The 26,043-nt window shown below is 59.9% G+C and carries 21 protein-coding genes; 15 read left to right on the forward strand and 6 right to left on the reverse strand.

Features of this window, described 5'->3' with window-relative positions; translation table 11 throughout:
- The first annotated feature begins 99 nt into the window (after positions 1-99).
- The 5 genes from OIS53_RS06525 to OIS53_RS06545 all read left to right on the forward strand — a co-directional run bounded on the left by OIS53_RS06525 (position 100) and on the right by OIS53_RS06545 (position 4,541).
- Positions 100-1,902, forward strand: coding sequence for a tetratricopeptide repeat protein (locus tag OIS53_RS06525; RefSeq protein ID WP_264681595.1), 1,803 nt, complete (start codon positions 100-102; stop codon positions 1,900-1,902).
- Positions 1,902-2,279 (forward strand): hypothetical protein, encoded by a 378-nt coding sequence (locus tag OIS53_RS06530; RefSeq protein ID WP_264681596.1) that lies wholly within the window; start codon positions 1,902-1,904, stop codon positions 2,277-2,279. Before OIS53_RS06525 ends, OIS53_RS06530 begins: the two co-directional genes overlap by 1 nt.
- Before the next feature lie 3 nt (positions 2,280-2,282).
- Complete coding sequence (locus tag OIS53_RS06535; protein ID WP_264681597.1) at positions 2,283-2,711, forward strand: hypothetical protein; 429 nt, start codon at positions 2,283-2,285, stop codon at positions 2,709-2,711.
- Positions 2,712-2,802: 91 nt separating this feature from the next.
- The gene (locus OIS53_RS06540) at positions 2,803-3,786 is read left to right on the forward strand and encodes a pyruvate dehydrogenase complex E1 component subunit beta (RefSeq protein WP_264681598.1); all 984 of its coding nucleotides are present in this window, start codon (positions 2,803-2,805) and stop codon (positions 3,784-3,786) included.
- 197 nt (positions 3,787-3,983) lie between these two features.
- Entirely contained in the window at positions 3,984-4,541 is a 558-nt protein-coding gene (locus OIS53_RS06545; RefSeq protein WP_264681599.1) for a DinB family protein, read from the forward strand.
- Between the two features lie 133 nt (positions 4,542-4,674).
- Here OIS53_RS06545 and OIS53_RS06550 read toward each other — a convergent pair whose 3' ends face one another.
- Both OIS53_RS06550 and OIS53_RS06555 read right to left on the reverse strand, forming a co-directional pair.
- Positions 4,675-5,115: an acyl-CoA thioesterase gene (locus OIS53_RS06550; RefSeq protein ID WP_264681600.1), complete on the reverse strand. Its 441-nt coding sequence runs from the start codon at positions 5,113-5,115 to the stop codon at positions 4,675-4,677.
- Between the two features lie 90 nt (positions 5,116-5,205).
- On the reverse strand, positions 5,206-5,940 hold the full coding sequence (locus OIS53_RS06555; protein WP_264681601.1) for a class I SAM-dependent methyltransferase: 735 nt from the start codon (positions 5,938-5,940) through the stop codon (positions 5,206-5,208).
- Positions 5,941-6,069: 129 nt separating this feature from the next.
- Between OIS53_RS06555 and OIS53_RS06560 the strand changes: the two genes are divergently transcribed.
- The 4 genes from OIS53_RS06560 to OIS53_RS06575 all read left to right on the forward strand — a co-directional run bounded on the left by OIS53_RS06560 (position 6,070) and on the right by OIS53_RS06575 (position 12,407).
- On the forward strand, positions 6,070-6,246 hold the full coding sequence (locus OIS53_RS06560; protein ID WP_264681602.1) for a DUF2256 domain-containing protein: 177 nt from the start codon (positions 6,070-6,072) through the stop codon (positions 6,244-6,246).
- A gap of 66 nt (positions 6,247-6,312) precedes the next feature.
- On the forward strand, positions 6,313-6,717 hold the full coding sequence (locus OIS53_RS06565; RefSeq protein WP_264681603.1) for a hypothetical protein: 405 nt from the start codon (positions 6,313-6,315) through the stop codon (positions 6,715-6,717).
- Between the two features lie 635 nt (positions 6,718-7,352).
- Positions 7,353-7,829, forward strand: a complete 477-nt coding sequence (locus OIS53_RS06570) for a nucleoside deaminase (protein WP_264681604.1) — start codon at positions 7,353-7,355, stop codon at positions 7,827-7,829.
- 1,083 nt (positions 7,830-8,912) lie between these two features.
- Entirely contained in the window at positions 8,913-12,407 is a 3,495-nt protein-coding gene (locus OIS53_RS06575) for a T9SS type A sorting domain-containing protein (protein ID WP_264681605.1), read from the forward strand.
- 205 nt (positions 12,408-12,612) lie between these two features.
- Here OIS53_RS06575 and ffh read toward each other — a convergent pair whose 3' ends face one another.
- On the reverse strand, positions 12,613-13,962 hold the full coding sequence (gene ffh / locus OIS53_RS06580; protein ID WP_264681606.1) for a signal recognition particle protein: 1,350 nt from the start codon (positions 13,960-13,962) through the stop codon (positions 12,613-12,615).
- Positions 13,963-14,017: 55 nt separating this feature from the next.
- Positions 14,018-14,380, reverse strand: a complete 363-nt coding sequence (locus OIS53_RS06585) for a hypothetical protein (protein WP_264681607.1) — start codon at positions 14,378-14,380, stop codon at positions 14,018-14,020.
- Positions 14,381-14,489: 109 nt separating this feature from the next.
- Between OIS53_RS06585 and OIS53_RS06590 the strand changes: the two genes are divergently transcribed.
- Positions 14,490-15,836: a glycosyltransferase family 4 protein gene (locus tag OIS53_RS06590; RefSeq protein ID WP_264681608.1), complete on the forward strand. Its 1,347-nt coding sequence runs from the start codon at positions 14,490-14,492 to the stop codon at positions 15,834-15,836.
- A 211-nt stretch (positions 15,837-16,047) separates the two neighbouring features.
- Here OIS53_RS06590 and OIS53_RS06595 read toward each other — a convergent pair whose 3' ends face one another.
- Complete coding sequence (locus OIS53_RS06595; RefSeq protein ID WP_264681609.1) at positions 16,048-17,868, reverse strand: hypothetical protein; 1,821 nt, start codon at positions 17,866-17,868, stop codon at positions 16,048-16,050.
- A gap of 217 nt (positions 17,869-18,085) precedes the next feature.
- On the opposite strand from OIS53_RS06595, the gene pseB reads away from it, so the two are divergent.
- Positions 18,086-19,105, forward strand: a complete 1,020-nt coding sequence (pseB, locus tag OIS53_RS06600) for a UDP-N-acetylglucosamine 4,6-dehydratase (inverting) (RefSeq protein ID WP_264681610.1) — start codon at positions 18,086-18,088, stop codon at positions 19,103-19,105.
- Between the two features lie 113 nt (positions 19,106-19,218).
- Here the strand turns inward: pseB and OIS53_RS06605 are convergent, their stop codons facing one another.
- Positions 19,219-21,048, reverse strand: coding sequence for a T9SS type B sorting domain-containing protein (locus OIS53_RS06605; protein ID WP_264681611.1), 1,830 nt, complete (start codon positions 21,046-21,048; stop codon positions 19,219-19,221).
- 500 nt (positions 21,049-21,548) lie between these two features.
- On the opposite strand from OIS53_RS06605, the gene pseC reads away from it, so the two are divergent.
- From pseC to pseI, 4 genes are read left to right on the forward strand one after another with little or no spacing between them, the layout of a single operon-like run.
- Positions 21,549-22,706, forward strand: coding sequence for a UDP-4-amino-4,6-dideoxy-N-acetyl-beta-L-altrosamine transaminase (gene pseC, locus OIS53_RS06610; RefSeq protein WP_264681612.1), 1,158 nt, complete (start codon positions 21,549-21,551; stop codon positions 22,704-22,706).
- Between the two features lie 52 nt (positions 22,707-22,758).
- Complete coding sequence (locus tag OIS53_RS06615) at positions 22,759-23,484, forward strand: glycosyltransferase family protein (RefSeq protein WP_264681613.1); 726 nt, start codon at positions 22,759-22,761, stop codon at positions 23,482-23,484.
- A gap of 1 nt (position 23,485) precedes the next feature.
- Positions 23,486-24,955, forward strand: a complete 1,470-nt coding sequence (gene pseG / locus OIS53_RS06620) for a UDP-2,4-diacetamido-2,4,6-trideoxy-beta-L-altropyranose hydrolase (protein ID WP_264681614.1) — start codon at positions 23,486-23,488, stop codon at positions 24,953-24,955.
- 17 nt (positions 24,956-24,972) lie between these two features.
- Positions 24,973-26,022 carry a pseudaminic acid synthase gene (pseI, locus tag OIS53_RS06625; RefSeq protein ID WP_264681615.1) on the forward strand — a complete coding sequence of 350 codons (1,050 nt, stop codon included), beginning with the start codon at positions 24,973-24,975 and terminating at the stop codon, positions 26,020-26,022.
- The last annotated feature ends 21 nt before the right edge of the window (positions 26,023-26,043 follow it).

Consider the following 26,043-nt stretch of genomic DNA (forward strand, 5'->3'; position numbering starts at 1 on the left):
CAAGCACTTACGCAAGAAGCTTCCGGCAAGATACGTCGGCGGGGAGCAGTTTTGCGTTTGTTGTCTGAATTTACCGCTGCGTACGTTTCCGAGCTGCTTATGAATCATCTGGTGTTGCGCGTGTTGCCCGGAGTGGGGCTGGTGTTGCTGGCGGCCTGCTCGCCGCTGAAAAAGGTGCTGCGGCAGGCCCAGACCGGGCAGGAAGTAACCGTGCAGCCCGCCGTACTGGAAAGCAACGGCGAAAGCGTGGTATTTGAAGTAACGGCCAAAGTGCCCGCCGCCCACCTGCGCAAAGGCACCGCCTACTCCCTCGGCCTGCGCTACCGCTACAACAATGGCCTGGGCGAAGACACCGTGGGCCGCCTCACCTTCGTGTCGGGTGAGTACGTGTACGACGAGCAGCGCAAAGACAAGCTGCTCATTCGCAAGCAGTTCTCCTTCCCGTACACCACCCGCAAAAGCCCCGGCGAGCTGGTGGCCCTGCCCGATGTACACGAGCTGCGCCCCAAGGGCAAGCGCGTAAAAGGTGCCGAAATCAAGCTGGCTCGCGGCATCGTGACGACGAGCCGCCTGGTGGTGCGCCAGGACACGGCCCTCGTGCTGCTGCCCGAAGCCGCCGACAACAACATGAGCGGCACGCGGGTGTTGCCGTTTTTCTTCGACGCCGGCAAGGCCGAAATCCGCAACTACCTGGGCACCAACGTGGCCGCCCTGGAAGACTTTATCGAAGCCAACCAGCGCACCGAGAAGGTGATGATTGTGGCTGGCCACTCGCCCGACTCCCTGGACCGCCACGACCCGCGCCTGGCCGACAAGCGCGTACGAGTGCTGCTGAACTACTTTAAAAACCGCGTTGACCTGCACACCTATCTGAACAAGGTCAGCGACATTGACTTTGAAACCGAAGCCTACCACCGCCGCTGGGACCTGTTTCTGAACAAGGTGCAGGCCTCGGCCCTGAAGCCGGCCCAGATTGACTCGGTGCTGCTGCTCATCAACGACACGCCCGGCACCTACGCCCAGAAGGAAAAGAGCCTGCACCGCCTGTCGTTCTACGACTACCTCGACGAGTACATCTACCCGGTGCTGCGCTTCGGCACCGTAGCCGTGCGCTACACCGCCCCCAAGCGCTACGACTCCGAAATCTACCTGCTCTCGAAAAAGATTGTGGAGAAGCAGATGGAAGCCGACGCCCTCACGCCCGAGGAGCTGCGCTACTCGGCCACGCTCACGCCCCTGCTGGCCGAAAAGCAGCGCATCTATGAAACGGCCGTGGCTACCACGGGCCTGTGGCCGGCCTACTACAACCTGGCCGTGGTGCTGACCCAGCGCGCCGATAAGGAAGTAAACGAAAAGGTACGCCGGGCCTACCTGCGCCGGGCGGCCGTGAATTTCACTCTGGCTGCGCACCGCAACCCCACGGCCGAGCTGTTTTACCGCGTGGCCGCCGCCTACCACCGCGCCGGCGACAAGCTGGAGGCCCTCCAGAACTACGACTACGCCATCAAGCTCGGCGGCCCCCGGCCCGTGCTGAGCAAGATTTTCGCCGATAAAGCGGCCCTGGAAATTGAAATTGGCCAGCTCGACGACGCCCTGCGCAGCCTCGGCTTCAGCTCCCGCACCTACCAGAACCTCATGAACCGGGCCCTGATTCTGGTGCTGAAAGGCGACTACCCCGGCGCCGCCACCCTCTACCAGGAAGCCCTCGGCCTGCGCCCCCAGGACCCGCTGCTGCACTACTGCCTGGCCGTGGTGGCCGCCCGCCAGCAGAACGAGCCCGCCGTGGCCCTGCACCTGCGCCACGCCGTAGAGCTGGACCGCACCTACGCCACCCGCGCCGTCGAGGACCTGGAGTTCCGGGATTTTGCCAAGGGCAAGCCGTTTCTGGAGGCGCTGCGGTAATGGCCCGTGTAGTCATGGCATTGCCCTCAGAAAACCTAGTAGCCACGGTGGAAGCGTTTTGCCAAGCTGCTACAACACATGCCGAAGCCACCAACTCAGGTGAATACAAAACGGCTAATCGAGCATACGCGAATCTAGTTGCTGCGCTGAAGTGTTTAGAAGCGCATGAATCAACGCATCTTCTTCGACCATTACTTCATTCTGCCATGATTGGTCCGAAGCTATGGTCAGCCACATATTTCTTGTCGCGCGGAGAAACTAAAGCAGTTGACATCCTGAATCAACTTGCCACCCGAAAAGATATTCTTGGTTTCAGTGCTCAGATGACGTTGCGCGAGTGGCAAGCTGGACGGCTCACGTTTCATTTTCCTGCATGAATCATGAAGTTGCTCAACTTTACCCTTGACGACCAATACATAGGGCTACTATCTTCTAAGAACGAGTACCTGGATCTGCACAACAATTTTGAATTTGTACAGCTTCTTCACTCTCCAACAACAGCAACCCTCAATCTAGCCTGGCAAAAATCGTCTGGAAAGTGGGCGGCTCAGGAACAGTATCGAAAAATTCATCTTCTGTTCAAAGGCGTTGATTACTTACAGGTGCAGGCACGTAACCCACAGTATCCGGCTTCGGAAGATGTGACCATACAGCACATCTGCCGGACACCAGTGGAAGCGCGGGATGAATTTGAGAGCATATACTTTAATCACGATGCTCTTCCTAACTATGATTTGCTGCTGTATTTTCAGAGCGAATGGGCTATTAAAGTGAATGCTGCTACGGTGCGCTTGAAACTTGATTCCTGAACCAGTTTGCCCAACCGCGCGCGTCGTCGTAGCTTTACGGGCCGGTTCAGAGCCGGCTTTTTCTTTCTGATTTGACAAGCACCTGACAAGTATGCGGACCATTCAATTCCGGGAAGCCCTGCGCGAAGCCATGTCCGAGGAAATGCGCCGCGACCCGCGCGTGTTTCTGATGGGCGAAGAAGTAGCCGAGTACAACGGCGCCTACAAAGTAAGCCAGGGCATGCTCGACGAATTCGGGCCGGAGCGCGTGATTGACACGCCCATTGCCGAGCTGGGCTTTGCCGGCATCGGCGTGGGCGCCTCGATGAACGGCCTGCTACCCATCATCGAGTTCATGACCTTCAACTTCTCGCTGGTGGCCATCGACCAGGTGATTAACTCGGCCGCCAAGATGTACTCGATGTCGGGCGGGCAGTACTCCTGCCCCATCGTGTTCCGCGGGCCTACCGGCAATGCTGGCATGCTGTCGAGCCAGCACTCCCAGAACTTCGAGAACTGGTACGCCAACTGCCCCGGCCTAAAAGTGGTGGTGCCCTCCACGCCCTACGACGCCAAGGGCCTGCTCAAGTCGGCCATCCGCGACCCGGACCCCGTCATTTTCATGGAGTCGGAGCTGATGTACGGCGACAAAGGCGAGGTGCCGGAGGAAGAATACCTGCTGCCCATCGGCAAAGCCAACGTGGTGCGCCCCGGCGAAAACGTGACCATCGTGAGCTTCGGCAAGATGATGAAAGTGGCCCTGGCCGCTGCCGATGAGCTGGCCAAGGAAGGCATCAACGCCGAAGTAATCGACCTGCGCTCCGTGCGCCCCATTGATTATGACACGCTCATCGAGTCGGTGAAGAAAACCAACCGCATGGTGGTGGTGGAAGAAGCCTGGCCCCTGGCCAGCATCAGCTCGGAGCTGGCCTACATGGTACAGCGCCGCGCCTTCGACTACCTCGACGCCCCCGTGCTGCGCATCACCAGCGGCGACGTGCCCCTGCCCTACGCCCCCACCCTCATTGAAGCCTCCCTGCCCAACGTGACCCGCACGGTGAAAGCCGTGAAAGAAGTGCTGTACGTGAAAAGCTAGTCGCGGCGGCCACTTGGCCGATTTGAAAAGCCCGCCTTCCGCTGAGCGTGAGGCGGGCTTCTCGGGTTATAGCCCGGACGCCAACCGGAGCAGTAGGATGCCGCAGATTGGGCGTACTTATCAGGATAGCGGCCGGCAGTCAGCACGCAATTTGCTTACTTGCCCAACGCTACGTTCTCTTTCTTTTCCCGCCCTCTATGAACCACCGCTTGCACCTGCGCTTCGAGCAGCTGGAACACGCCACTACCCGCTTGCTGGCCCAGGCCACAGCCCTCGGCGACAAAGCCTACCAGGCCCCGGCCCCAGGCCAGTGGTCGGCGGCGCAGGTGGTGCAGCACCTGCTGCTGTCGGAGCAGGGAATTGGGAAGTATCTGGAAAAGAAACTGCTGCAAGCCGAGGAACTGCAAAAGGCCGGCTTCACCACCTTTCTGAAGTCGCGCCTGCTACGGGTGCTCTTGCGGCTGCCGGGGCTGCGCTTCAAAGCTCCCGCTTTTCTGGAGCAGCAGATGACAGCTGAGCTGCCGCCGCTGCCCGAGCTGCGGGCCGAGTGGGAGGCTGTGCGCCGCCGCCTGGAGCGTACGCTAAACGAGTTTCCGGGTCCGCTACTGGACCGCGCCATCTTTAAGCACCCGCGCTCCGGCATGCTCACCATTTACCAGACGCTGGACTTTATGCTCGACCACGTGCTGCACCACCAGAAGCAGGTGGAGCGCATTGCCCGTGCCGTGAGCCGACCAACCGGCGCTGCTGTTTAGGCAATGCACCAGCCGGCACGAGAGTCGGTTTCAGAAGCCAGAACTTCTGCTCATTTGGCTTCCTGCGGCGGCCAACACGCTGCGTGAGGGTATAGCCTCAGCGGCAGTGCCTGCTCTTCCAATGGTTACTAGGCTACCGCACCAGGTCGATGTAGCTGGCATGACGGGGTAATGCCTGCATCACAGCTAGAATTTCGGCGGGCGGCACCAGGAGCTTACGCGCCCGTAGGTCGAGCCAGGCCCCATCCACGGTCACGATGGCCGAAGCGCGGCCATCGGCCTTGTACAGGGTGTGCACGATGTTCCAGCGGGCGGCATCGGCACTCAACCCGCCCAGCTCTCCCACTACCCGAATCGACTCGCCGATGCCTATTTCCTTCAGAAAGCGGGTTTCTTCCCGAAACAGAATCGGCCCGATGCCCAGCTGCGCAAAGCGGGCCAGCGGAAAGCCATGGTCGGCCAAGTACTCCAGGCGCAGCTGCGCGGCGTAGTCGGCATAGGCCGAGTGGCGCATGTGGCCGTTGGGGTCCATATCGGCCCAGCGGGCCACGTAGGTTTTCTCGTAAGCAGTCATGGAGTGTTTGTAGTGGGTAGAATCACACGCCCGCGGCCGTTCGGGCCCTGAGTTGGCCGCCGCAGAGCTCCGGCGCGCAGCATGCTGTTGTTAGCGCGCAGTAAGGCGCACGAGGTACTGCTGCTGGTCGTCTTCCTCCAGAAATTCTACGTCGTAGCCGGCGGCTTCGGCGTAGTCTTGCAGCAGCGCGGGGTCGGCGAAAATCCACCGAAACGCGGAGCCGGTTTCTTCACCGTATTGTAGCGTATACTCTACCTCACCATAGTACGGGCCATTGAGGTCGAATACCAGGGCTCCTTCCTCATCTTCGTAGAGGTAGCTGATGTCGGAGGAAGTAGCCAGAATTTGGCCGCCGGGGGCCAGCAGGCCGCGGGCCTGGCGCAAGAAACGCTCCAAGCCCGCCAGCGTACCCGTCAGGCCGATGCCGTTCATGAGCATCAGCAGGGTGTCAAACTTTTCCCCCTGCGCCAGAGCGACATCAAACAGGTCGTGGCGCGCCACCTCCTGCACACCCCGCTCCTGCATCACCTGCACGGCACCAGCCGAAACATCGACGGCCTTGACCCGGAAACCGCGTTGCTGGAGTTCCAGGGCGTGGCAGCCCGCCCCGGCCCCCAGGTCCAGCACATGGCCCCGGCACTCCTCCAGGGCGGTGCGCTCCATTGCGGGCATCTCCCACAACGACCGGAAGAAGTACGCGGCGGGTAGCAGCTCTTCGTCGGTTACGCTGCTGTGCACGGTGAGCGTGGCGCTGTGGTGGCCGCGCTGGTAGGCCAGCAGGGCATGGCCCAGCGGATCGGGAGCAGAAAAAGCAGGCTGTGCCATAGGGCAAAGATAACCCGCCCGGCGCTGAACCGGCTTTCGGCAACCACCGGGCGGCAGTCAGCCAACTTCCCGCAGCTGAATTTGGTTACACCCACGCACTGCCGCCTAGTAGGCGGCGCTTTTCTGGCTATGGCTTCTTCTGGTTCGCTTCCAAACCGCCTTGTTAAGGGCAACCTTCCCACCAAAGTATGCGTCACCTGCGGCCGGCCGTTTGAGTACCGTAAGAAATGGCGGGCCTGCTGGGACGAGGTGAAGTACTGCGGCGAAAAGTGCCAGCGCAACCGGCCGGCCTCTGCCTTGTCCTAGGCGGTGCGTGCATCCTTCCCGGCCGTGGTTGCGTTGTGCAGGCAAACGCTTTTACCACTCGCACCCATGTCTAGCAACCTCGACTACCTTAACCCTGCCCTCCAGCCCTTGGCCGACACCGTACAAGCCTACCTCGATGCCGAGAAGGAGCTGCAACGAGCCGAAGTAGAAGCCGCGGATGTGCCGGCCCAGCAGGCACAGGCAGCAACCTCGGCTCAGCAGTTTGAGCAGCGCCCCGCCACGGGCAGCTTCGCCCAGCAGCAAGACGAGATACAGCAGAACCTACAGAACCTGCGCGACGACCTGGCCCGCCTGCGCCAGCAGGTGCTAGACCTGTTGCCCGTACGCGACGAGTGGGTGAAAATCAACTTAGGCTACGGCCCCAGCCGGGTGGGCGCTTTCCGTACGGGCACTGCCCCCGCCCCCGGCATCACTACGCCGGACGGGTATTTATTGCGGGTGGTGATATAAACCCTGGCTCAGAGCTAGCTCGGCTTCTGCGCGGAAACCGTTGGGAGGCCCGAAGCATGAGTTATGCCCTCTCGTACAGAAGACCCGGCTCCGGTTCTGCCAGGGAAGTAGTAGAGCTACTGCTACCGAACTGATATTCATGAATGCACAGGAATAAAAAAAGGGCGCTGAACCAGCGCCCCCTTTTCCACAACCAAAACACCTAAAAAACTATTCTTTCGTGTTGGCTTAAAACAAGTATCGGGCCAAAACCTGACCGGCCCGCTACCATTCCACCGACACGCGAATATTTTTTCAGTGTCTACACAAAGAAGGGTCTTTTCAACTTGCAAAAGGTTGCACCACTACGAGCAATTTATTTTCTGCATGGCAGAAATAGCTATAATCATCTGCTTGTCAGAGGTTAACGACAAGTTAGAATAACAATACTCTCCACCTACATGGCGGCAATGCCGGAGCCAGCAATACCATCCGATGAGTTTGCCTTTCTAATTTGCCGGCTGGTTTGCGAAGAAGCCCTTCGCGTTACGCTAGCAGAATGGTTGGCCAGTGTAGCAGCGCTGCCACAACTACCGCCGACTGCTTCTACGGGATGCCTGGGCTCCTTTGGCATTCGTTTCTGCTTATACACTTCTATGGAAGCTCCCAATCCTGAGTTCATGCGCGAAGCCATTCGTCTGTCGGTCGACAATGTACCATCGGGCCGGGGTGGTCCTTTTGGGGCGGTGGTGGTGAAAGATGGAGTCATCATTGCGCACGGCTTCAACCAGGTCACCAGTACCAACGACCCCACCTGCCACGCCGAAGTAGACGCTATTCGCAAGGCCTGCGCTGCCCTCGGCACCTTTCAGCTCAATGAGTGCGACTTGTACACTAGCTGTGAGCCGTGCCCGATGTGCCTGGGCGCTATCTATTGGGCACGTCCCCGCCGCGTTTTCTACGGAAACACCAAGCAGGATGCTGCTGCCGTTGGTTTCGATGACCAGTTCATCTACGAGGAGTTGGAAAAGCCCTTGGCAGACCGACAAATACCCATGTATGAGCTGCTACGGGAAGAAGCAGCGGCTGGCTTCAGGGCCTGGCAACAGCACGAAAACCGTACTACCTACTAATTATAGCTTCGCCGGCTTTAGGTAGAAGCCAATGTTAAGTTATTAGCACAACTAGTATTTAAGTTTAATAAATTTATAATAATCTAATAGAAATGTAAATATATTATCAGAATTTCAGTAACTATGAGGTGGAACATGAACTAGCTTCTAGCTAGTATGAGCCAGATAGTTCATCTTTGCGTCATTGTGCTATGCGTGCTCAAGCGTTGCTATGAAGCTCTATGTATAAGTCGGTATATGAACTTGGTACGCTGCGCCTGCTTCTCCTAACTGCTCAGGTTAGGATGAGCGGGCTTTTTTGCTTTTCACGACACCTTTCCTTTCCATAATAATTGCTTGCCCCCTTCCTAAAACGCCTTTCTAATTACTTCCTTTATGAGAACACCATTTACTTTTTCACCTCCTGCTGCTTCCCTGCTCAGGGGCCGGTTACGGCACCTACTGGGGGCTGCGCTTGCCCTGGGAGCAACTAGTGCATTTGCTCAGTCACAATTGCAGTTTCCGCGCGTGGAGCCATTCAAAAATGGGGTTACCGCCTCGCCTGGCTTCCGATTAGGTGGAGCGGTAGAAAACCCTAACACGCCGAATGGCGGTACGGCGGTACTTACCGCAAGCAATGGTACTGATGCAGAAAACTTTGGGTACCTGCGCCTTACTACGGCAGCGACAGACCAGGCCGGATACGCTATTGACCGCGCTTTTTTTCCTGCTCCTTCTGGATTCAGTATCTCATTTGAGTTCTTTTCCTATGGCGGCACTGGCGCAGATGGCTTCTCTGTATTCTTAGTTGATGCGGATAAAACCACTGCGGAAAACTTTGTCAGTGGTGCAACTGGCGGTTCGCTAGGATATGCTCAAAAGACAGTCAGTCCTGTAAGCAACGGGGTGCCGAATGGTTACATTGGCATAGGCATCGACGAATGGGGAAACTTTGCTAACCCCACCGAAGGCCGGGTAGGCGGCCGCGTACCCGGTGTACTTGCCGACGGACGTACTCCAGACGCAGTATCGATTCGGGGTGCCGGCAACGGAGGCAGCGTAGCTCCCAACACGGAGTATCCCTACATTGCTGGCAGCGGCCAGTTGCCCTTTAGCCTTGACGTACCTACTGCGCGGGCGCAGCTCGGCAGCCCCGACTTTCGCCGGGCCTATATCGACGTAGTGCCTCAATCCGACGGTACTTACCAGATTACGGTGCGTATCCAGCGCGGCAACACGGTAACCACAGCTATCAGCAAAGTTACCGTACCCAAACCGCCACCAAACCTGCGCATCGGCTTCTCTGGCTCGACAGGCGGTAGCACCAACGTGCACGAAATCCGCAATCTAGCTATTTTACAACGGCCGTTTGCTGACGATGATTTGGCTACTACGCTGTTTAACCAGCCGGTATCACTCAATGTCATCAGCAACGACGTCTTCCCCGGTAGTAACTTCAACCCCGGTACCGTAGACCTGGATCCATTTACCGCTGGCATCCAAAGCACCCTTACGCTTTCGGGTAGGGGCACTTTCTCGGCCAGTTCGGGAGGCGTAGTAACCTTCACGCCGAGCGGCACATTTGCTGGCGTTATCAGTATCCCCTACTCAGTTAAAAATACGCTCAACGACGACCCTGCACTATCGGCGGAAAATCAACAGAACGTATCGAACCCCGCTAACATCACCGTAATCGTGCGGGGTGCTGATTTGGCGACTTCCGTAACGGGTCCTAGCTCGGCTACTACCGGCTCCACGATTACCTACACGGTAAGCACCGCTAACCTGGGCACTGAGCCGGCCACCAATGTGGCGCCAACGATTCAACTGCCGACTGGTCTGACTAACGTAACCGTCTCAAGCGGCTCCTACAACTCGGGTACTGGCTTGGTTACTTTTGGCACGGTGAGCAGCCTGGCTCCTAGCGCTAGTCCGATTTCCAACACGGTTTCGTTTACGGCTCCATCGCCGCGCCTGCTCACGGCCCCAGCTTCGGCTACCACGCCCACTCCGGACCCGGTAGCAACCAACAACACGGCTACCATTTCCACTATCATTGGCCAGTTGCCCAACCCGGCGGAAGTGTGTGCTACCCCCGGTAAAGATGGCCCTGGCGCCCTTTCTACCACTGGTACTCAGCCGAACACCTACTTCCCTGGCGTTAGCGTGGCGAATGATAGACGGAGTATTGTGCTGAACGCCGGTACGGGTGCTACGGCTATTGCCGCTGGCGACCTACTGCTGGTAATGCAGATGCAAGGCGCCGATATCAATTCTACTAACAGCTCAGCTTACGGCTCGGGTGGCTCGGGGGGCAGCGGCAACCTTACTTCTAATTACACAGCTGGCACTTATGAGTATGCCGTTGCCGCCAATGCTGTAACAGTCGCTGGCACAAACAAAACCCTGCAACTGGCCAATCCTCTGACTAATACTTATGTCAACCAGGACTTTACGACGGGTAACGGACAGCGCCGCTTCCAGGTAATTCGGATTCCGCAATATTCGTCGCTGACAGTTTCGGGTGCCGTAACCGGCCTAGCCTGGAACGGCACTGTAGGTGGGGTATTAGCCGTTGACGTAGCCGGTCAGACTACCTTCAGCGCCTCATCCATTCTTGATATGAATGGCAAAGGCTTCCGTGGAGGCGGAGGTGTTGATTATGATGGCAACAATAGTTATGGAATTAACGACTTCCGCAATCTTGCCTCCAACAACAAGCAAGCTGCGCACGGCTCTAAAGGCGAAGGCATAGCTGGTACGCCCCGCTACATCAACATCGACGGTACTAGTACTGACACGAACGTAGAAGGCTATCCGGGCGGCAGTGTAGGCCAGGGCGCTCCTGGTAACGCTGGAGGTGGCGGTACCGACGCCTTCCCCACTGGTAGCAATGGTGGTAACACTGGCGGCGGTGGCGGCGGCAATGGTGGCAACGGCGGTAACGGTGGCGGTTACAATACTAGTGCTACGGGAGGCAAACCCGGTACTGCTGCTGCAAGTGCTGCGGCCGGCAGGATATTCCTCGGCGGTGGCGGTGGCGCGGGAAGTGCCAATAGCAATTCGGCGGAAGCCTCTTCGGGTGCTGATGGTGGCGGGATTATTATTCTGCGCACCGGGCTGGTTTCCGGCAGCGGAATCATCCGCGCCAACGGCGACGCTGCTCTCAACCTTACGGCCAATGACGAAGGAGCCGGTGGCGGTGGCGCAGGAGGTACGGTGCTGATTGCCGCGCAAAACCCTACGGGCCTGACTAACTTGGTTGTTGAAGCAAATGGCGGCAGAGGCGGCAACGCTCGCACCAACACTAACGACATTTATGGCGGCGGCGGCGGCGGCGGCGGCGGCCTCATCTACTCTAATGGCAATATCAGCACCAGCTCCGTAGCCGGGGCTGGGACTAACGGCACCAGCAGCAACGGAACAGCTAACGGCACTACTGCCGGTACTGCCGGCACGGTTAACCGTAACGCTAGCCTGCCAGCTGGCATTGCCGGCGCTGGTGACTGCTTGCCCACGTTGACCGTGGACCTGAAGACTACTACCCCCACCGTTCAGCGCACTGGTGCGGATGGCACGCCGGTAAATCCGGCTCTCTACACCATGACCCTGTTCAACACGGGTGGCCAAGCTTCTAATGTTAGTCCCTTAGTAAATCTCACCAGCAACATTTTCCAGTTTGATGGCACCTTCACACCCGAAGTTGTCTTGACGCTGGCTAATGGGACTACCACTACGGCTCCGGCGGGTTTTGCCAACCCTACTTCGGGAGTTAGCTTATTGAGCTTTGGCAGCTTCACCATGCCTGCCGGGGCTAGGCTAACCGTTACGTTCCGGGCTACGATTGCAGCATCAGCACAAAACAATCTTGCTTATCAGGCTAGTGCTGCTGTTACTTACCTCAATCCACTGCGTACAACAGCTTCTGGTACTATCCAGCCCGGCCAGAACTATGCTGGTGGCACTGACAACAGCCTCGGCGCCGCAGGTGGCAGCAACTACACTGCCTCTTCCAGCACGGCTGAAGACGTTACCATTGCCCGTCCGCTGCCCGTGACGCTGACTGCTTTTGCCGTGGCCGCTTCGGGGCAGGATGCCAAGCTCACCTGGAGCACGGCTCAGGAGCTGAACAACGACCGATTTGAAGTGGAGCGCAGCCTGGATGGCGCATCGTTTGAGCGCGTGGGTTCGGTACAAGGCAAGGGCACGACCAGTGTAGCTTCTACTTATACCTACGTTGATGCCAAAGCGGGCCGCCTCTCGCTAAAGCCCATCTACTACCGTCTGCGTCAAGTAGACCTGGACGGTACGTTCAGCTACTCACCGGTGCGCACGGTACGCTTCGAGCGTCCGGCCAAGATGAGCATTGCCCTCTACCCCAACCCGCACACCGGCCGCGCCACCCTGGACCTGACGGCCCTGCCGGCCGGTGAATACGTGGTAGACATTACCGACCTGGCCGGTCGCCACGTGCAGCAGTTGCGCGTGACGGGCGCCAGCGAGAATCCGCTGGCCCTGACCAAGCTGCCCCTGGGCACCTACTTCGTGCGGGTGCATAACAACCAGGTGAACCTGACCCTGCCGATGGTGCGGAACTAAGCTTCCGTACCCCAAAAGAAAAGGCCGCTGCGCAGTGCGCAGCGGCCTTTTCTTTTGGGATTTGTACAACTAGCCTTCTCACAAACAATGTAGAGCCGCAACCCTGCTCTATGAGCAGTGCGGTACTCAGGGGCAGCGATTCCCTTAAACAACCAGGCCCGGCAGCGGGCAGCTACCGGGCCTATTCGTCTACCTGCTCAGCCGCTTAGCGTAGCGGGCCTTTCATGCCCATCATGCGGGCCATCTGCTGCATGCCGCCTTTAGTCTGGCTCATCTTGTTCATGGTGCGCATCACCTTGCGCATGTCCTCGAACTGCTTCACCAGGTTGTTGACCTGCTGAATATCGGTGCCGGAGCCTTTGGCGAGGCGGCGGCGGCGGGAGCCGTTCAGGAGCTCGGGCTGGGCGCGCTCCTGCGGGGTCATGCTTTTGATGATGGCCTCAATGGGCTTGAAGGCGTCGTCGTCAATCTCCACGTCCTTTAGGGCCTTGCCCATACCCGGAATCATGCCCACCAAGTCCTTGAGGTTGCCCATTTTCTTGATTTGCTCCAGCTGGGAGAGGAAGTCGTCGAAGTTGAACTGGTTTTTGCGAATCTTCTGGTTGATGCGCTTGGCCTCTTCCTCATCAAACTGCTGCTGGGCCCGCTCTACCAGGCTGATTACGTCGCCCATGCCCAGGATGCGCTGGGCCATCCGGTCGGGGTAGAACAGGTCGAGGGCTTCCATCTTCTCGCCCGTCGAGATAAACTTGATGGGCTTCTCGACCACGGCCCGGATGCTCAGGGCCGCGCCGCCGCGGGAGTCGCCGTCGAGCTTGGTGAGCACCACGCCGTCGAAATTGAGCCGGTCGTTGAAGGTCTTGGCCGTGTTCACGGCGTCCTGGCCCGTCATGGAGTCCACCACAAACAGGGTTTCGCTGGGGTTGATGGCCCGCTTTACCTGCTCGATTTCGGCCATCATCTGCTCGTCCACGGCCAGGCGGCCGGCGGTGTCGATGATGACGACCTTCTTGTTGTTTTTGCGGGCAAACTCGATGGCGTTGCGCGAAATCTCCACCGGGTTCTTGTTTTCCGGCTCCGAGTACACTTCCACGCCGATTTGCTCGCCGAGCACCTTCAGCTGGTCGATGGCGGCGGGGCGATACACGTCGCAGGCCACCAGCAGCACGTTGCGGCCCTGCTTCTTGATGAAGTTGGCCAGCTTGCCGGCAAACGTGGTTTTGCCCGAGCCTTGCAAACCCGAAAGCAGCACCACGGCCGGGTCGCCCTTGATAACAATGTCCTGCTTTTCGCCGCCCATGAGCTGGGTCAGCTCATCGTAGACGATTTTGGTCATCAGCTGGCCCGGCGATACGCTGATGAGCACGTCGCGGCCCATGGCCTCGTCCTTGATTTTGTCGGTTACTTCCTTGGCAACCTTGTAGTTCACGTCGGCATCCACGAGGGCCCGGCGGATTTCCTTGACCGTGGAAGCAACGTTGATTTCGGTGATGGAGCCCTGGCCTTTGAGGGTCTTAAAGGCCCGGTCGAGCTTGGTGCTGAGATTATCGAACATGGACTAGTCGCAGATTTTGCAGATTTCTTCTTGATTTAGCTGATTGCTGCCGGCTCTAGGAAGCCTTACGCAGTACGATGCTTTCCAGCACTTCGAGGCGGCGCAGCATATCGGCTTGCGTGTTTTGGTTGGCTTCTACCCGTGCCAGGCGTTGGTCGATGTGCTGCACGTCGGTGCGTAGCTCGGAGACTTCCTGTTTCACACCGTCAATTTTCTTTTCCATCCGGATGAAGCCATCGGCTACGGCCGTGGCAAACCGGTCGAAGATGGCTTCGAAGCGAGCGTCGGATTGCTCCATTCGGCGCTCGAAACGAGCCCCAAGCTCTTCAATAGCCTTTTTGTTTTCCTCCGTCTGCCGGTCAACGGCGCGGAGAACGTCGCCCATCAGGGCCAGCAGGTCGGTGTAATCAGCAGCCATACAAAACGGTACGGGAGAAAGGCGGGTTCAGCCTTCAAAAGTAACCAGAAAACCCCGAAAGGCCGCGGCTGCGTACCTTTGCGGCTTCACCTACGCCCTGCCCTGGCCCGTGCCTGCCGCCCATCCGCTTCGCCTGCTCGTCATTACGTACTACTGGCCGCCGTCGGGCGGGGCCGGGGTGCAGCGCAGTCTGAAGTTTGTGAAGCACCTGCCAGCCCTGGGCGTGGAACCGACGGTGCTTACCGTGGACCCCGCGCGCGGGGCTTACCCGGTGCTGGATTACTCCCTGGAAGCCGACGTGCCGCCTGGCGTGCGGGTGCTGCGCACCGACACCTTCGAGCCGTTTGACAGCTACAGGAAGCTGACGGGCAAGGCGGTACCGTACGGGGGCTTTGCCAACGAAAGCAAAACGAGCTTGGCCCAGCGCTTGTTCAAATTTGTGCGCGGCAACGTGTTCATTCCCGACGCCCGGCGCGGCTGGAACCGCTACGTGCTGCGGGCCGTGGCCGAGCTGCTGGCCGCCGGGGAGCAGTTTGACGCGGTGCTGACGTCCTCGCCGCCCCACTCCACCCAGCTCATCGGGCGGGAGCTGAAGCGGCGCTACGGCCTACGCTGGCTGGCCGACCTGCGCGACCCGTGGACTGACATCTACTACTACCCGGAGCTGCAACACACCCCACCGGCCCGCTGGCTCGACGCGCGCTACGAGCGGCAGGTGCTGCTGGAGGCCGACGAGGTGCTGGTAACCAGCCCCAACACCAAGCGCCTCTTGCTGGGCAAGTCGCCGCAACTGCTGGCCGACAAGTTTCACGTGCTGCCTAACGGCTACGACGAGGACGACTTCCGCACTCCCAGCACGCCACCCACCGACGCCCTGCTCATCACCCACACCGGCACCATCACCGAAACCTACCACATCGAGCAGCTGCTGGCTGCCCTGGCCGAGTGCCAGCGCCGCCACCCCGACGTGCCCCTGCGTCTGCGCTTCGTGGGCAAGGTGTCGGCGGGCGTGCAGCAGCAGGTGGAGCAGGCCGGCCTGGCGGCCCAGACCGAGTTTGTGCCCTTCGTACCGCACGACGAGTCGGTGCGCTACCTGCTGCGCAGCACGGTGCTGCTGATGGCCATTCCCGACGTGGAAAACAACTTCGGCATCTTGCCGGGCAAGGTGTTCGAGTACCTGGCCGCCAATAAACCCGTGCTGTGCGTGGGCCCCGTAGGCTCCGACGCCGACACTCTGCTGGAAGAGTGCGGAGCGGGCCGCGCCCTGCCCTACGACGGTTACGCGGCCATGTTGGAGCAGCTCGAAACGCTGGTAGCCCAGTGGCGCATCAGCCCCAACCTCGACCTGCCCGCCCTCAGCCACGCCCGCTACTCCCGCCGCGCCCTGACCGAGCGGCTGGTGGAGCTGATAAGACCTCACCCCCTAGCCCCCTCTCCACAAGAGAGGGGGAACTAGTAACCCCACCCCCACCCCTCTCCGAAAAGGAGAGGGGCTCTAGCGCTAGTTTTTAGCTGATGCTCTATCAGCCTACTGCTCAACTACCATCAACCAGCCCTAGCCTCTCCAATAAGGGTCTCTAGCTCTAACAAACTAGAACTAGAGCCCCTCCCTTTTGGGGAGGGGTGGGGGTGGGGTTACTAGTTCCCCCTCTCTTGTGGAGAGGGGGCTAGGGGGTGAGGTTCCACAGCCCCCGCAGCTTGGCGGGCACCAGGCTGGCGGCGCGGGCTTTGAGGTCGGTCCAGGGGGAGTGGGCGAGGTGGCGGCCCTGCCACTGGCCGATGGCCTGGGCCAGGCGCTGGGCCAGGGTGCGGTAGTGCTGGCGCTGGTAATGGCGCAGGTTGTTGGTAACGTCGGTGGGGGTGCGCACAAAGTCCCGCACGTCCACCACAAAGCAGTTTTCGGCCTGGGCGGCAAAGTCGGCCAGGGCCTGGTTCATTGTCTGATGCCGCTCCCGGGCGCCGGTTTCGCCCGAGCCGGGCACGTCTATTTCGGCGCCGTTGAGCAGGAAGACGGGCACCGCGGCCGGCACCTGCTCCCGCAGCCAGTGCAGGTTCTGCCGGAACTGCTCGGGGCTGCTGGGGCCTTCGTAGGTGAACTCCTGTTGGAAGCGGCGCAGAAATGCTTCGTCGAGGCCCCGGAACCGGCGGCGGGCGTAGGCCGCGGCTTGGGCGGCAGGGTCGGCGGCGGTGAGGTTGTGGTAGCCGCCGAAGGGAATGGCGCGGCCGGTGGCTTTTTCGCGGTAGAGGTCCTGGGTGTAGTCCATCAACGGGCTGTACACCAACACATCGTATTCTCCCGCCCACAGCTGGGTTTGGAAAGCCTCGCGGCCCAGGAAAGGCAACGCGTTGGCCAGGCGTTGCTGCTCTTCGGCGGGCCACTCGCGGCCGGCGCGCAGCAGGGCCGTGTGCTCCACGTGCACCGGAATCTGGTGCTCATTGGTGTAGTTGAACTCCTCTTTCACTTCCAGGTCGAAAGCCTGCAAAAACGGCGTAAGCTGGCCCAGGTCGCAGCCGCCCTTCAGCAGTACCCGCAGGCGCGGGCTTGCGCTAGTGGCACGGGTCGGGGCGGCGGGTGGAGTGGCGCTGGCTTCCAGCGTAATCCAGTCGGGCAGGTCGGTGCGGTTTAGCTCGGTGGCTACGTCGCCCTGCACTTCCAGGGCCGGAAAGCCCAGGTGGGCGTAGATAAACTGCTCCACGCCCAGGTGCAGGATGCGGCAGGAGAATACAAACTGCTCCAGCTGGTTTTCGGGCTGTTGCAAGCAGTAAATGCCCACCAGGCCGTAGTCGCCGAACCGGTCGTGCACGCGCACGGTGCCCCAGCGGCGGGCGGGGTCTTCCAGGCTCGTCGTCAGCTCGTCCAGGGTTACGCGGCGCTTGGTGAAATTGAGCTGGTTGGAGCGGTTGATCAGCTCCTCCACGCGGGCCAGGTCGGGCAGCACGGCGGGGCCTTCGCGCAACTCCACGCGCACCTGGGCGTCGCGCAGAAAGGCCAGGTTGTCGTTGTACTGGGCGCGGGCCTGCTGCTGGCGCTCCAGCAGCCGGTACTGCTCCAGGCGCGACAACGTGGGGTCGGGCTGGCCGCTGGCCCGCAGCAGCGGGGCCAGCTGAGGCAGGTCCTGGGGGTCGGCTACTTGCAGGTCGGGGTTGTAGTACTGGGCCTCGGCGCGGTTTAGGGGGTTGTCGTCCAGAAACAGGGCGTTGGGGGCGCGCAGCTGCATCTGCTCTAGCAACTGCTTGATGATGGGGCCTTTGGGCTGCCAGCTGATCTGCGGAAACACGAACAGGTCCCGGATGCCCAGCTCCCGCAGCTTGGCCTCGGCCGGGGCGAAGTCATTTTTGGAGACGATGGTGTGCACGATGCCCCGCGCCGCCGTGTCGCGCACCAGTTGCAGGTTGTCTTCCAGGGCCTCCACGGCGCCTTCCGAGAGTGTACCCCGCCAAAAGGTGTCGTCTAAGTCCCAGATAATGACTTTGATGGGCTGAGGCATTTCGTTAGTGGTTATTGATTTTTTGTTTTTCGTTTTTGGGTCGAGCGAAGGCAGTGCCTGCGAAAACGGGTCTATCCAGGTGAAGAAGGGAGCCGGTAATCCTACCAAGGACAAAAAGCGAACAACCAACAACGAAAAACCGATTGACTTACAAAACTAGGGGAATGCCTACTTTTGCCGTCCTTACGCCGGCGCCTGCCGGCCCCTCTCCTACTGCATGGCTCTCGACCTCAATCACAAATCCATTCTGGTAACCGGCGGCACCGGTTCGTTCGGTAAGCAGTTTGTTCAGACTGTTTTTGAGAAATTTCCGCAGGTGAAGCGCCTGGTGGTGTACTCCCGCGACGAGCTGAAGCAGTACGAGATGTCGCAGACGTTTCCGCACGCCACCTACCCGGCTATTCGCTACTTCATCGGCGACGTGCGCGACGCTGAGCGCATGAAGCGGGCCTGCGAGGGTATCGACATCATTGTGCACGCCGCCGCCCTCAAGCAGGTGCCAGCCGCCGAGTACAACCCGATGGAGTGCATCAAAACCAACATCTTCGGGGCCGAAAATGTCATCAACGCCGCTCTCGACTGCGGGGTGAAAGAGGTGGTGGCCCTGAGCACCGACAAGGCCGCCGCCCCCATCAACCTCTACGGGGCCACCAAGCTGTGCTCCGACAAGCTGTTTGTGGCCGCCAATAACATGAAAGGCTCGCGCGACCTGCGCTTTTCGGTGGTGCGCTACGGCAACGTGATTGGCTCCCGTGGCTCGGTGGTGCCGTTTTTCTTGCAGCGCCGCCCCACCGGCGTGCTGCCCATCACCCACCCCGACATGACCCGCTTCAACATTTCCCTGGAGGAAGGCGTGGACTTGGTGCTTTACGCCCTGGAGCACAGCTGGGGTGGCGAAATCTTTGTGCCGAAGATTCCGAGCTACAAAATCACCGAGGTAGCCAAAGCCATCGGCCCCGAGTGCCGGCAGGAAATTGTGGGCATCCGGCCCGGCGAGAAGCTGCACGAGGAGATGATAACCGAAACCGATGCCCTGAGCACCGTGGAGCTGGACAAGTACTACGTCATTCTGCCGTTCACCCCGCGCTGGAGCGTCGACGACTTCATCGAGCACTTCCAGGGCCGCCGCGTCGAGCCCGGCTTCCACTACAACTCCGCCAACAACGACCACTGGCTTACCGCCGAACAGCTCCGCGAGGAAATCCGCCTCCACGTCGACCCCACGTTTGAAGCCTGAGTATAGAGCTTAGACATGAGACTATGAGACATGAGAAGTGAGACGATGTTCTGACGCCAGCGCCACTAAAACATCGTCTCACTTCTCATGTCTCATAGTCTCACTTCTAAAAATCACCGACTTACCTGCACCCAACCGCGGTACTGCTCGGCGGTGGCGGGGTTACGGAGCAGGTAGAAGTACACGCCGTCGGGCTGGCCGGTGGCGTTCCAGCTGTTGTCGTAGCTGCTTTTCTCATACACTCGCTGGCCCCAGCGGTTGAAGACGGTCAGCTCCCAGGCCTGCGGGGTGAGGCCTTTGAGCACGAAGGTTTCATTGCTCCGGTCGCCGTTGGGCGTGATAATGTTGGGAATAGTGAACGGGCACTGGGCGCTGCGCACCACGATGTCGTCCTGGGCCGAACAACTGCCGGGCGGCGTGACTGTGACGGAGTAGGTGCCGGGGTTCAGAACTTCGTAGGTGGAAGCGGTAGAGCCATCCTGCCACCGGTAGGTGGTGCCGGCCGGCTGGGCGCTGGGCCGCAGTAGCAGCGGGCTTTGCAGGCACAGCGTGGTGTCGCGGCCCAGGCTGACGGTAGCGGCTGGCAGCGCCGTCACGGCGACGGAGCCGGTGGCTGCGCAGCCTTGCGGCGAGGTAACAGTGAGCGTGTAGGTGCCGGCCGCCCGCGCCGTGAACGTGGGAGCCGTGGAGCCGTCCTGCCAGCGGTAGGTGGAGCCAGCAGGCTGCGCCCCGGCCTGCAATACCACTTCCTGCCCCACGCACAGCTGCCGCGGGGCCCCCAAACTTACCGTGGGCAACGCGTACACCGTCACAGCCTGCGTGACGACTAACGGAGCAGCCAGGCCAGGCACGGTCAGGGTAAGGGTAGCCGTAAACGTACCGGCCGCGCTGTACACGTGCGTGGCCGTCAGCCCGGTAGCCGTATTGGAAGTGCCCGAAGGCGGGTCGCCGAAGTTCCAGGCGGCGGTAGCGCCAGGAGCATTCTGCACCGTGGCCTGGAAGGTAGTAGCCGCGCCCAAGCACACGGCCGAGGCAGTAACGGTGGCCGTGGGGGCAGGCGCAATGGCATTGGGGAAGTTGGGGAGGCCGTTCTGGCTTAGGTTGCCGCCCAGGAAAACCGCGTTGCGCTGAAAGTCACAAGCAGCACTAAGCTCATTAGGGTTATTGATTCGGTGCAGGGCAGGGCTATTGTAGTCCGAGATGTAGATTTTTTTATCAGGGCCAAGCTGTATTCCACCAAATACAGTACCGCCGGAGGCCACGATAACTCTTGAACTAGCAATGGCCGAAGCAGAACCCGCCAGCAAGTTGAATTGAACAATAGCACCACCCGGCCCTGTGCTGCCGTAGAGCCGGGTGTTATCAGGCGAAAACTCAACCCCGTAGCAATAGCCTGAAGTTAGCGGTATATAGTTTGAAACCCGCCCAGTGACGTTATTGAAATCATATAGTTCAAACTGGTCGTCACGCTTTCCCAGAGCCAGCCGGCGGCCGTCTGGCGACACCTTCATGCAGCCCACAGCATTGGCGGCCCCAAAAAAACTGCCGCCACCTTCATGCACGGAGCCCACACTACTCACAACAGGCTGACTACCGATGCCTGCATCCGACACCAGGAAGCTGTAAAAGTCTCGGTTGCCCCAACCGTGTACCAGGACCCAAAAATCCTTTCCATTGCCGTGGCGGGCTACCGCCAGCTTCTCCGTGACTTTGCCCGTGAGCGTGGGCGTCGGCAGGCGGATGGATTTGGCTGTACTTACAATATCACCCAAGCCGTTTTGCAGGCTCATGTCAACGATGGAGTAGCGCAAGCCCCCGACCAAGTTATTGTCAATGGCATCTACTGTGAAGATATAATATAAGGTAGAGCTGCCAGGATGCGGGACGATGGCTGCTACCTGGGAGGCCGAGTTATGACCGCCCAGGCCGGTGCCATTAGACATTAGGGCGTGGTTTCGATTCCAGACTCTTTCGCCGTTGGTGTAGAACAGCAAGTTGCCAGCTGCATCTGAAATGCTGGCGCTGCCCTCGTAGGAGTACAGGCTGCTGCCACTAAGCGCTACGGGGGAGCCAGATTGGAAGCTTAAGGCGGCCCGGTCACCGAAATACCAGTTATAATTTTCTTTTTGCGCGTGAGCTGGTCGCCAATGTAAGAAGCTGGCTAGCAGCAATGTCCCGAGTAAAATTCTTTGCCAAGGAGTTGGGCCAGGATAGCCGTGTTTCATAGAATAAGGGCTGTAAATGAATGTTCAATTACCTGAACTATAGCGCAAAGATAGACAGCTGAGCCTGGGCAGGCTACAAGGGCGAAGCGCACTTTTCACTCACCTTGTACAGCCGCGGCTATTTTTAAGGCACCTTGGAGGTCTATCTTTGTTTTTTACCCTAAACCAAGCAGCTGCTCAGCTCACAGCTGTTCAACTTCCTGCTCCCCTGCTACTTCATGGTGTCTCTTCCTATTCCTTACGGCCGCCAGCACATTACTCCCGAAGACATTCAGGCCGTCAACGAAACCTTGCTCTCCGATTACCTGACGCAAGGACCAAAGGTGGCGGAGTTTGAACAGCAGTTTGCCGCTTACGTGGGCGCACAATACGCCGTAGTCGTCAGCAATGGCACGGCGGCGCTGCACTTATGCGCGCTGGCGCTGGGCGTGCAGCCGGGGCAGCGCGTCATCACCACGCCCATCACGTTTGCAGCTTCCGCCAACTGCGTGCGGTACTGCGGTGGCGAGGTGCATTTTGCCGACATCGACCCGGCTACGGCCCTTATCGACTTGCAAGCCGTGCGGCGCCTGCTGGAAAGCCATCCGCGAGGTTATTTCTACGGCCTGATACCCGTGGACTTTGCCGGGCTGCCCGTGAACTTGGAGGAAGCTCGCCAGCTATGTGACGAGTTTGGGCTGTGGATGATTGAGGACAGCTGCCACGCTCCCGGCGGCTACTTCACCGATTCGCGCGGCACCCAACAGCGTTGCGGTAACGGGCAGTTTGCCGACTTGGCCATCTTCAGCTTTCACCCCGTCAAGCACATTGCCACGGGTGAGGGCGGCATGATTACCACCAACCGCCCCGACCTGTACGAAAAACTGCTCAAGCTGCGCACCCACGGCATCACGAAAGACCCCGCCCAGATGAGCCGCAATGAGGGTGGCTGGTACATGGAAATGCAGGAGCTAGGCTACAACTACCGCCTGCCCGACATGCTGTGCGCTTTGGGTATCAGCCAGCTGCGCCGCGCCGACGAGGGCCTGGCCCGTCGCCGGGAGCTGGCCGTCCGTTACGATGCGGCTTTTGAGGAGCTACCCGCCGTGCAGCCCCTGACGGGGGCTCCAGGCCACGCCTACCATCTCTACGTAATTCAGGTGCCCCGCCGCAAAGAGCTGTACGATGCGTTGCGGGAACGGCAAATTTTGACGCAGGTCCACTACATTCCGGTCCACACGATGCCGTACTATCAGAGCCTGGGCTGGCAGCGCGGCGACTTCCCGCTCGCCGAAGAATACTACGCCCATTGCCTCAGCATCCCGTTGTATCCCAGTCTGACCGACGAGCAGCAGCAGTACGTGATTGGCTGCATCCGGGAGCTTGTGCAGGAATAATTTCGGTTCTGACCTCCTCGCTCGCCATCCTTCTTATTTTACGAAGCACACATTGAAAAACGTCGGCATCGTCTCGCAGGCCCGCATGACCAGCACCCGCCTGCCAGGTAAAGTGCTTTTGCCCATTGCCGGAAAACCCATGCTGCACTATCACGTGCAGCGGCTACGAGCCAGCGGCTTGCCGCTGTATGTGGCTACTACCACAAATACCACCGATGACCCATTGGCTGACTTTGCAGCAGCGTATAGATTGCCCTGCGTGCGGGGCGCCGAAGACAACGTGCTGAGCCGCTACTGGCAGTGCGCCCAAGCCTACGACCTCGACATTATCGTGCGCGTCACGTCGGATTGCCCACTGATAGACGGGGCGTTGATCGGGCGGGCAGTGCAGATGTACGTGGCAGCGAAGGATGAGCGACTGTACCTGTCGAACGTGCTGGAGCGCACCTTTCCGCGGGGCTTGGACTTTGAAATTTTCTCTCGGGAGCTGCTGGCCGAGGCAGCGCACCTGGCTACGCTGCCACCTGACCTGGAGCACGTAACACCCTACATTCATCAGAACCGCTCCGGCACTGTGCGCTTCCGGCACACCACGCGCCAACCCGGCCGTAGCAGCTACCGGCTAACCGTGGATACGGCCGAAGATTTTGCGCTAATTAAAACTCTAATTGAGCAGCACCACGCCGACCACCTCTCGGCCGACCAGTTGATTACCTTGCTTGATGCCCACCCCGAGTTGGTGGCCCTCAACGCCCACATCGAGCAGAAGAAAATCTAATATGCCTTCCTCGCGCGTCATTTTTCGGGCTGATGGCAACGCCCGCATCGGGCTGGGGCACCTGACTCGCTGCTTGGCCCTGGCCGATATGCTGGCGCCGGAGTTTGCCTGCGTTTTTGCCATGCGCGAGCCTTCGACTGAAGTCGAAACCCAGGTTCGCCAGGCGGGCTTTGACATTCTGTTCGTGCCTGCCGACTTGCTGCCGGCTGATGAATCGGCCTGGCTGCACGCGCACAGTACGCCACACGATATTATGGTGCTGGATGGCTATGACTTTACCCCCAAGTATCAGCGCCGGCTGAAGCAGCGGCGGCAGGCGGTGGTTCAACTGGATGATATGGTTGCCGGCTACCAGTGGGCCGATTTGGTGCTGAACCAGGCCGGTGGCGTCCGGGCTACTGACTACCAACACGAGCCTGGCACCACGTTCTGCCTGGGCCCCGCCTATGCCCTACTGCGCCGGCCGTTTCGGGAAGCTGCCCCTGCCGATACTTTAGATGTCAACCGAGTATTTCTGAACATGGGTGGCGCCGACCCTGACAACCAGACGCTGGCCGTGCTGCACCACCTGCGGCACTGGCTGCCGCAGCACCAACTAGACGTAGTAACGGGTAGTGCCTACCCGCACCAAGCGGCGCTGAGGGAAGCGGCTCAGCAGTGGGCCAACGTCCAGCTTCACCACAACCTCAGCGCCGAGCAAATGGCCATCCTGCTGAGCCGCTGCGGCCTGAAAGTATGCCCGCCAAGTGGCGTGGCCTATGAATGCTGTGCCGTGGGCGGGCTGGTGCTTCTTCACCCCATTGCCGACAATCAGCAGCGGCTATTTTCCTATCTGACTACCGAAAAGTTGGCGCTACCGCTCACCACCCTACCGGCGCTACTGCCGGCGCAGCTGCCGGAACTGGCCCAACAGCTACAGCAACGGCAGCGGGCAATGTTTGATGGGCAGGCCGGACTGCGCCTGCGCCGGGCGTTTCGGGAAGTGATGCTGGCGTATGAGCTTACCGCTCGGCGGGCCACCGCCGCCGACATGGAGCAGTACCTAGCCTGGGCCAACGATGCCGACGTGCGCCGTAACGCCATTCAGCAGGAGCCTATTCGGTGGGAGCAGCATCAGGTGTGGTTTACGCGCCGCCTGCATGACCCCGACACGCTGCTGTACTTCTTCGAGCTTCAGGATCAGCCTGTGGGGCAAGTGCGAATAGAATTTACCGGCTCAGAAGGCCTGATTGATTACTCAGTGGCGGCCGGGTTTCGGGGGCAAGGATTGGGCCTGGCCGTGCTGCGGCGGGCCGTATTGGAGCTGCGCCACAACCGGCCGGCGCCCTGGACGCTGGTAGCGCAGGTAAAAGCCGGTAACTTGCCATCGCGCCGGGTGTTTGAGCGGCTGGGCTTCGCCGCTCAGCCGTCTGTAGAGCTACACGGCACCACCTACGACGTGTTCCGGCTGGCCTTTGCGCCGCCGGCTTAGCTTTCTACCTTAGTTGCATGCAAGATATTATTTTGGGTGCCCACCGCATCGGTACCGGCCGCGCCCCATTTATCATCGCCGAAATGTCGGGCAACCACGGCCAGTCGCTGAGTAGGGCCCTGGAAATCGTGGACGCCGCGGCCGCCGCGGGTTGCCAGGGCCTGAAAATCCAGACCAGCACCCCCGATATGCTGACGCTGGACAGCCGGGAGCCCGATTTCGTGGTGCGCGGCGCCAATTCGGACTGGGAAGGCCAGTCGTTGTATGAGCTGTACACAACCAACCACACGCCATTTGACTGGCACGCACCCATTTTCGAGCGAGCCGCCGCGCACGGGATGGTAGGGTTCAGCTCCCCGTTTTCTGTGGAGGCCATCGACTTCTTGGAAACCCTGAACTGCCCGGCTTACAAGATTGCCTCTTTTGAAAACAACTGGCCCGACCTGATTCGCCGCGCGGCTCGCACGGGCAAGCCCGTCATCATCTCCACGGGCATGGCCGACCTCGCCGACCTGGAACGCATGGTGCGTATCGTGCGGCAGGAAGGTAACGAGCAAGTGGTGCTGCTGAAGTGTACCAGCACTTACCCAGCTCTACCCCACAACACCAACTTGCGCACTATTCCCCATCTGCGCGACATGTTCAACTGTCACGTGGGCTTGTCGGACCACACCTTGGGCACGGGCGTGGGCGTAGCAGCTACGGTGCTGGGTGCTACCGTTATCGAAAAGCACCTGACCATCCGCCGCTCCGACGGCGGCCCCGACTCGTCGTTTTCTATGGAACCGGACGAAATGCGCCGCCTGGTGGAGGAGTGCCGGCAGGCTCAGCAGGCGCTAGGCAGCGTATTCTACGGCCCCACGGCGGCCGAGCAGAAGTCTTTAGGTTTCCGCCGCTCTATTTATGTGGTGCAAGACATTGCCGCCGGCGAAGTGCTGACGGAGGAAAACGTTCGGGTGATTCGGCCGGGTCACGGGCTGGCTCCGCATCACCTGCCCGAAGTGCTGGGCCGCCCGGTTCGCCAAGCCCTGCGCCGCGGCACCGCCCTTACGTGGGACGTACTGTAGGTCTGGCATAACGGGAAACAA

It is taken from the genome of Hymenobacter sp. YIM 151500-1, from assembly GCF_025979885.1.
Classification (GTDB): Bacteria; Bacteroidota; Bacteroidia; order Cytophagales; family Hymenobacteraceae; genus Hymenobacter.

Coding starts and splice junctions, on each gene's coding strand:
- OIS53_RS06525 (WP_264681595.1), top strand. CDS start 100: ATGAATCATCTGGTGTTGCGCGTGTTGCCCGGAGTGGGGCTGGTGTTG.
- OIS53_RS06530 (WP_264681596.1), top strand. CDS start 1,902: ATGGCCCGTGTAGTCATGGCATTGCCCTCAGAAAACCTAGTAGCCACG.
- OIS53_RS06535 (WP_264681597.1), top strand. CDS start 2,283: ATGAAGTTGCTCAACTTTACCCTTGACGACCAATACATAGGGCTACTA.
- OIS53_RS06540 (WP_264681598.1), top strand. CDS start 2,803: ATGCGGACCATTCAATTCCGGGAAGCCCTGCGCGAAGCCATGTCCGAG.
- OIS53_RS06545 (WP_264681599.1), top strand. CDS start 3,984: ATGAACCACCGCTTGCACCTGCGCTTCGAGCAGCTGGAACACGCCACT.
- OIS53_RS06550 (WP_264681600.1), bottom strand. CDS start 5,115: ATGACTGCTTACGAGAAAACCTACGTGGCCCGCTGGGCCGATATGGAC.
- OIS53_RS06555 (WP_264681601.1), bottom strand. CDS start 5,940: ATGGCACAGCCTGCTTTTTCTGCTCCCGATCCGCTGGGCCATGCCCTG.
- OIS53_RS06560 (WP_264681602.1), top strand. CDS start 6,070: ATGGCTTCTTCTGGTTCGCTTCCAAACCGCCTTGTTAAGGGCAACCTT.
- OIS53_RS06565 (WP_264681603.1), top strand. CDS start 6,313: ATGTCTAGCAACCTCGACTACCTTAACCCTGCCCTCCAGCCCTTGGCC.
- OIS53_RS06570 (WP_264681604.1), top strand. CDS start 7,353: ATGGAAGCTCCCAATCCTGAGTTCATGCGCGAAGCCATTCGTCTGTCG.
- ffh (WP_264681606.1), bottom strand. CDS start 13,962: ATGTTCGATAATCTCAGCACCAAGCTCGACCGGGCCTTTAAGACCCTC.
- OIS53_RS06585 (WP_264681607.1), bottom strand. CDS start 14,380: ATGGCTGCTGATTACACCGACCTGCTGGCCCTGATGGGCGACGTTCTC.
- OIS53_RS06595 (WP_264681609.1), bottom strand. CDS start 17,868: ATGCCTCAGCCCATCAAAGTCATTATCTGGGACTTAGACGACACCTTT.
- pseB (WP_264681610.1), top strand. CDS start 18,086: ATGGCTCTCGACCTCAATCACAAATCCATTCTGGTAACCGGCGGCACC.
- OIS53_RS06605 (WP_264681611.1), bottom strand. CDS start 21,048: ATGTCTAATGGCACCGGCCTGGGCGGTCATAACTCGGCCTCCCAGGTA.
- pseC (WP_264681612.1), top strand. CDS start 21,549: ATGGTGTCTCTTCCTATTCCTTACGGCCGCCAGCACATTACTCCCGAA.
- pseG (WP_264681614.1), top strand. CDS start 23,486: ATGCCTTCCTCGCGCGTCATTTTTCGGGCTGATGGCAACGCCCGCATC.
- pseI (WP_264681615.1), top strand. CDS start 24,973: ATGCAAGATATTATTTTGGGTGCCCACCGCATCGGTACCGGCCGCGCC.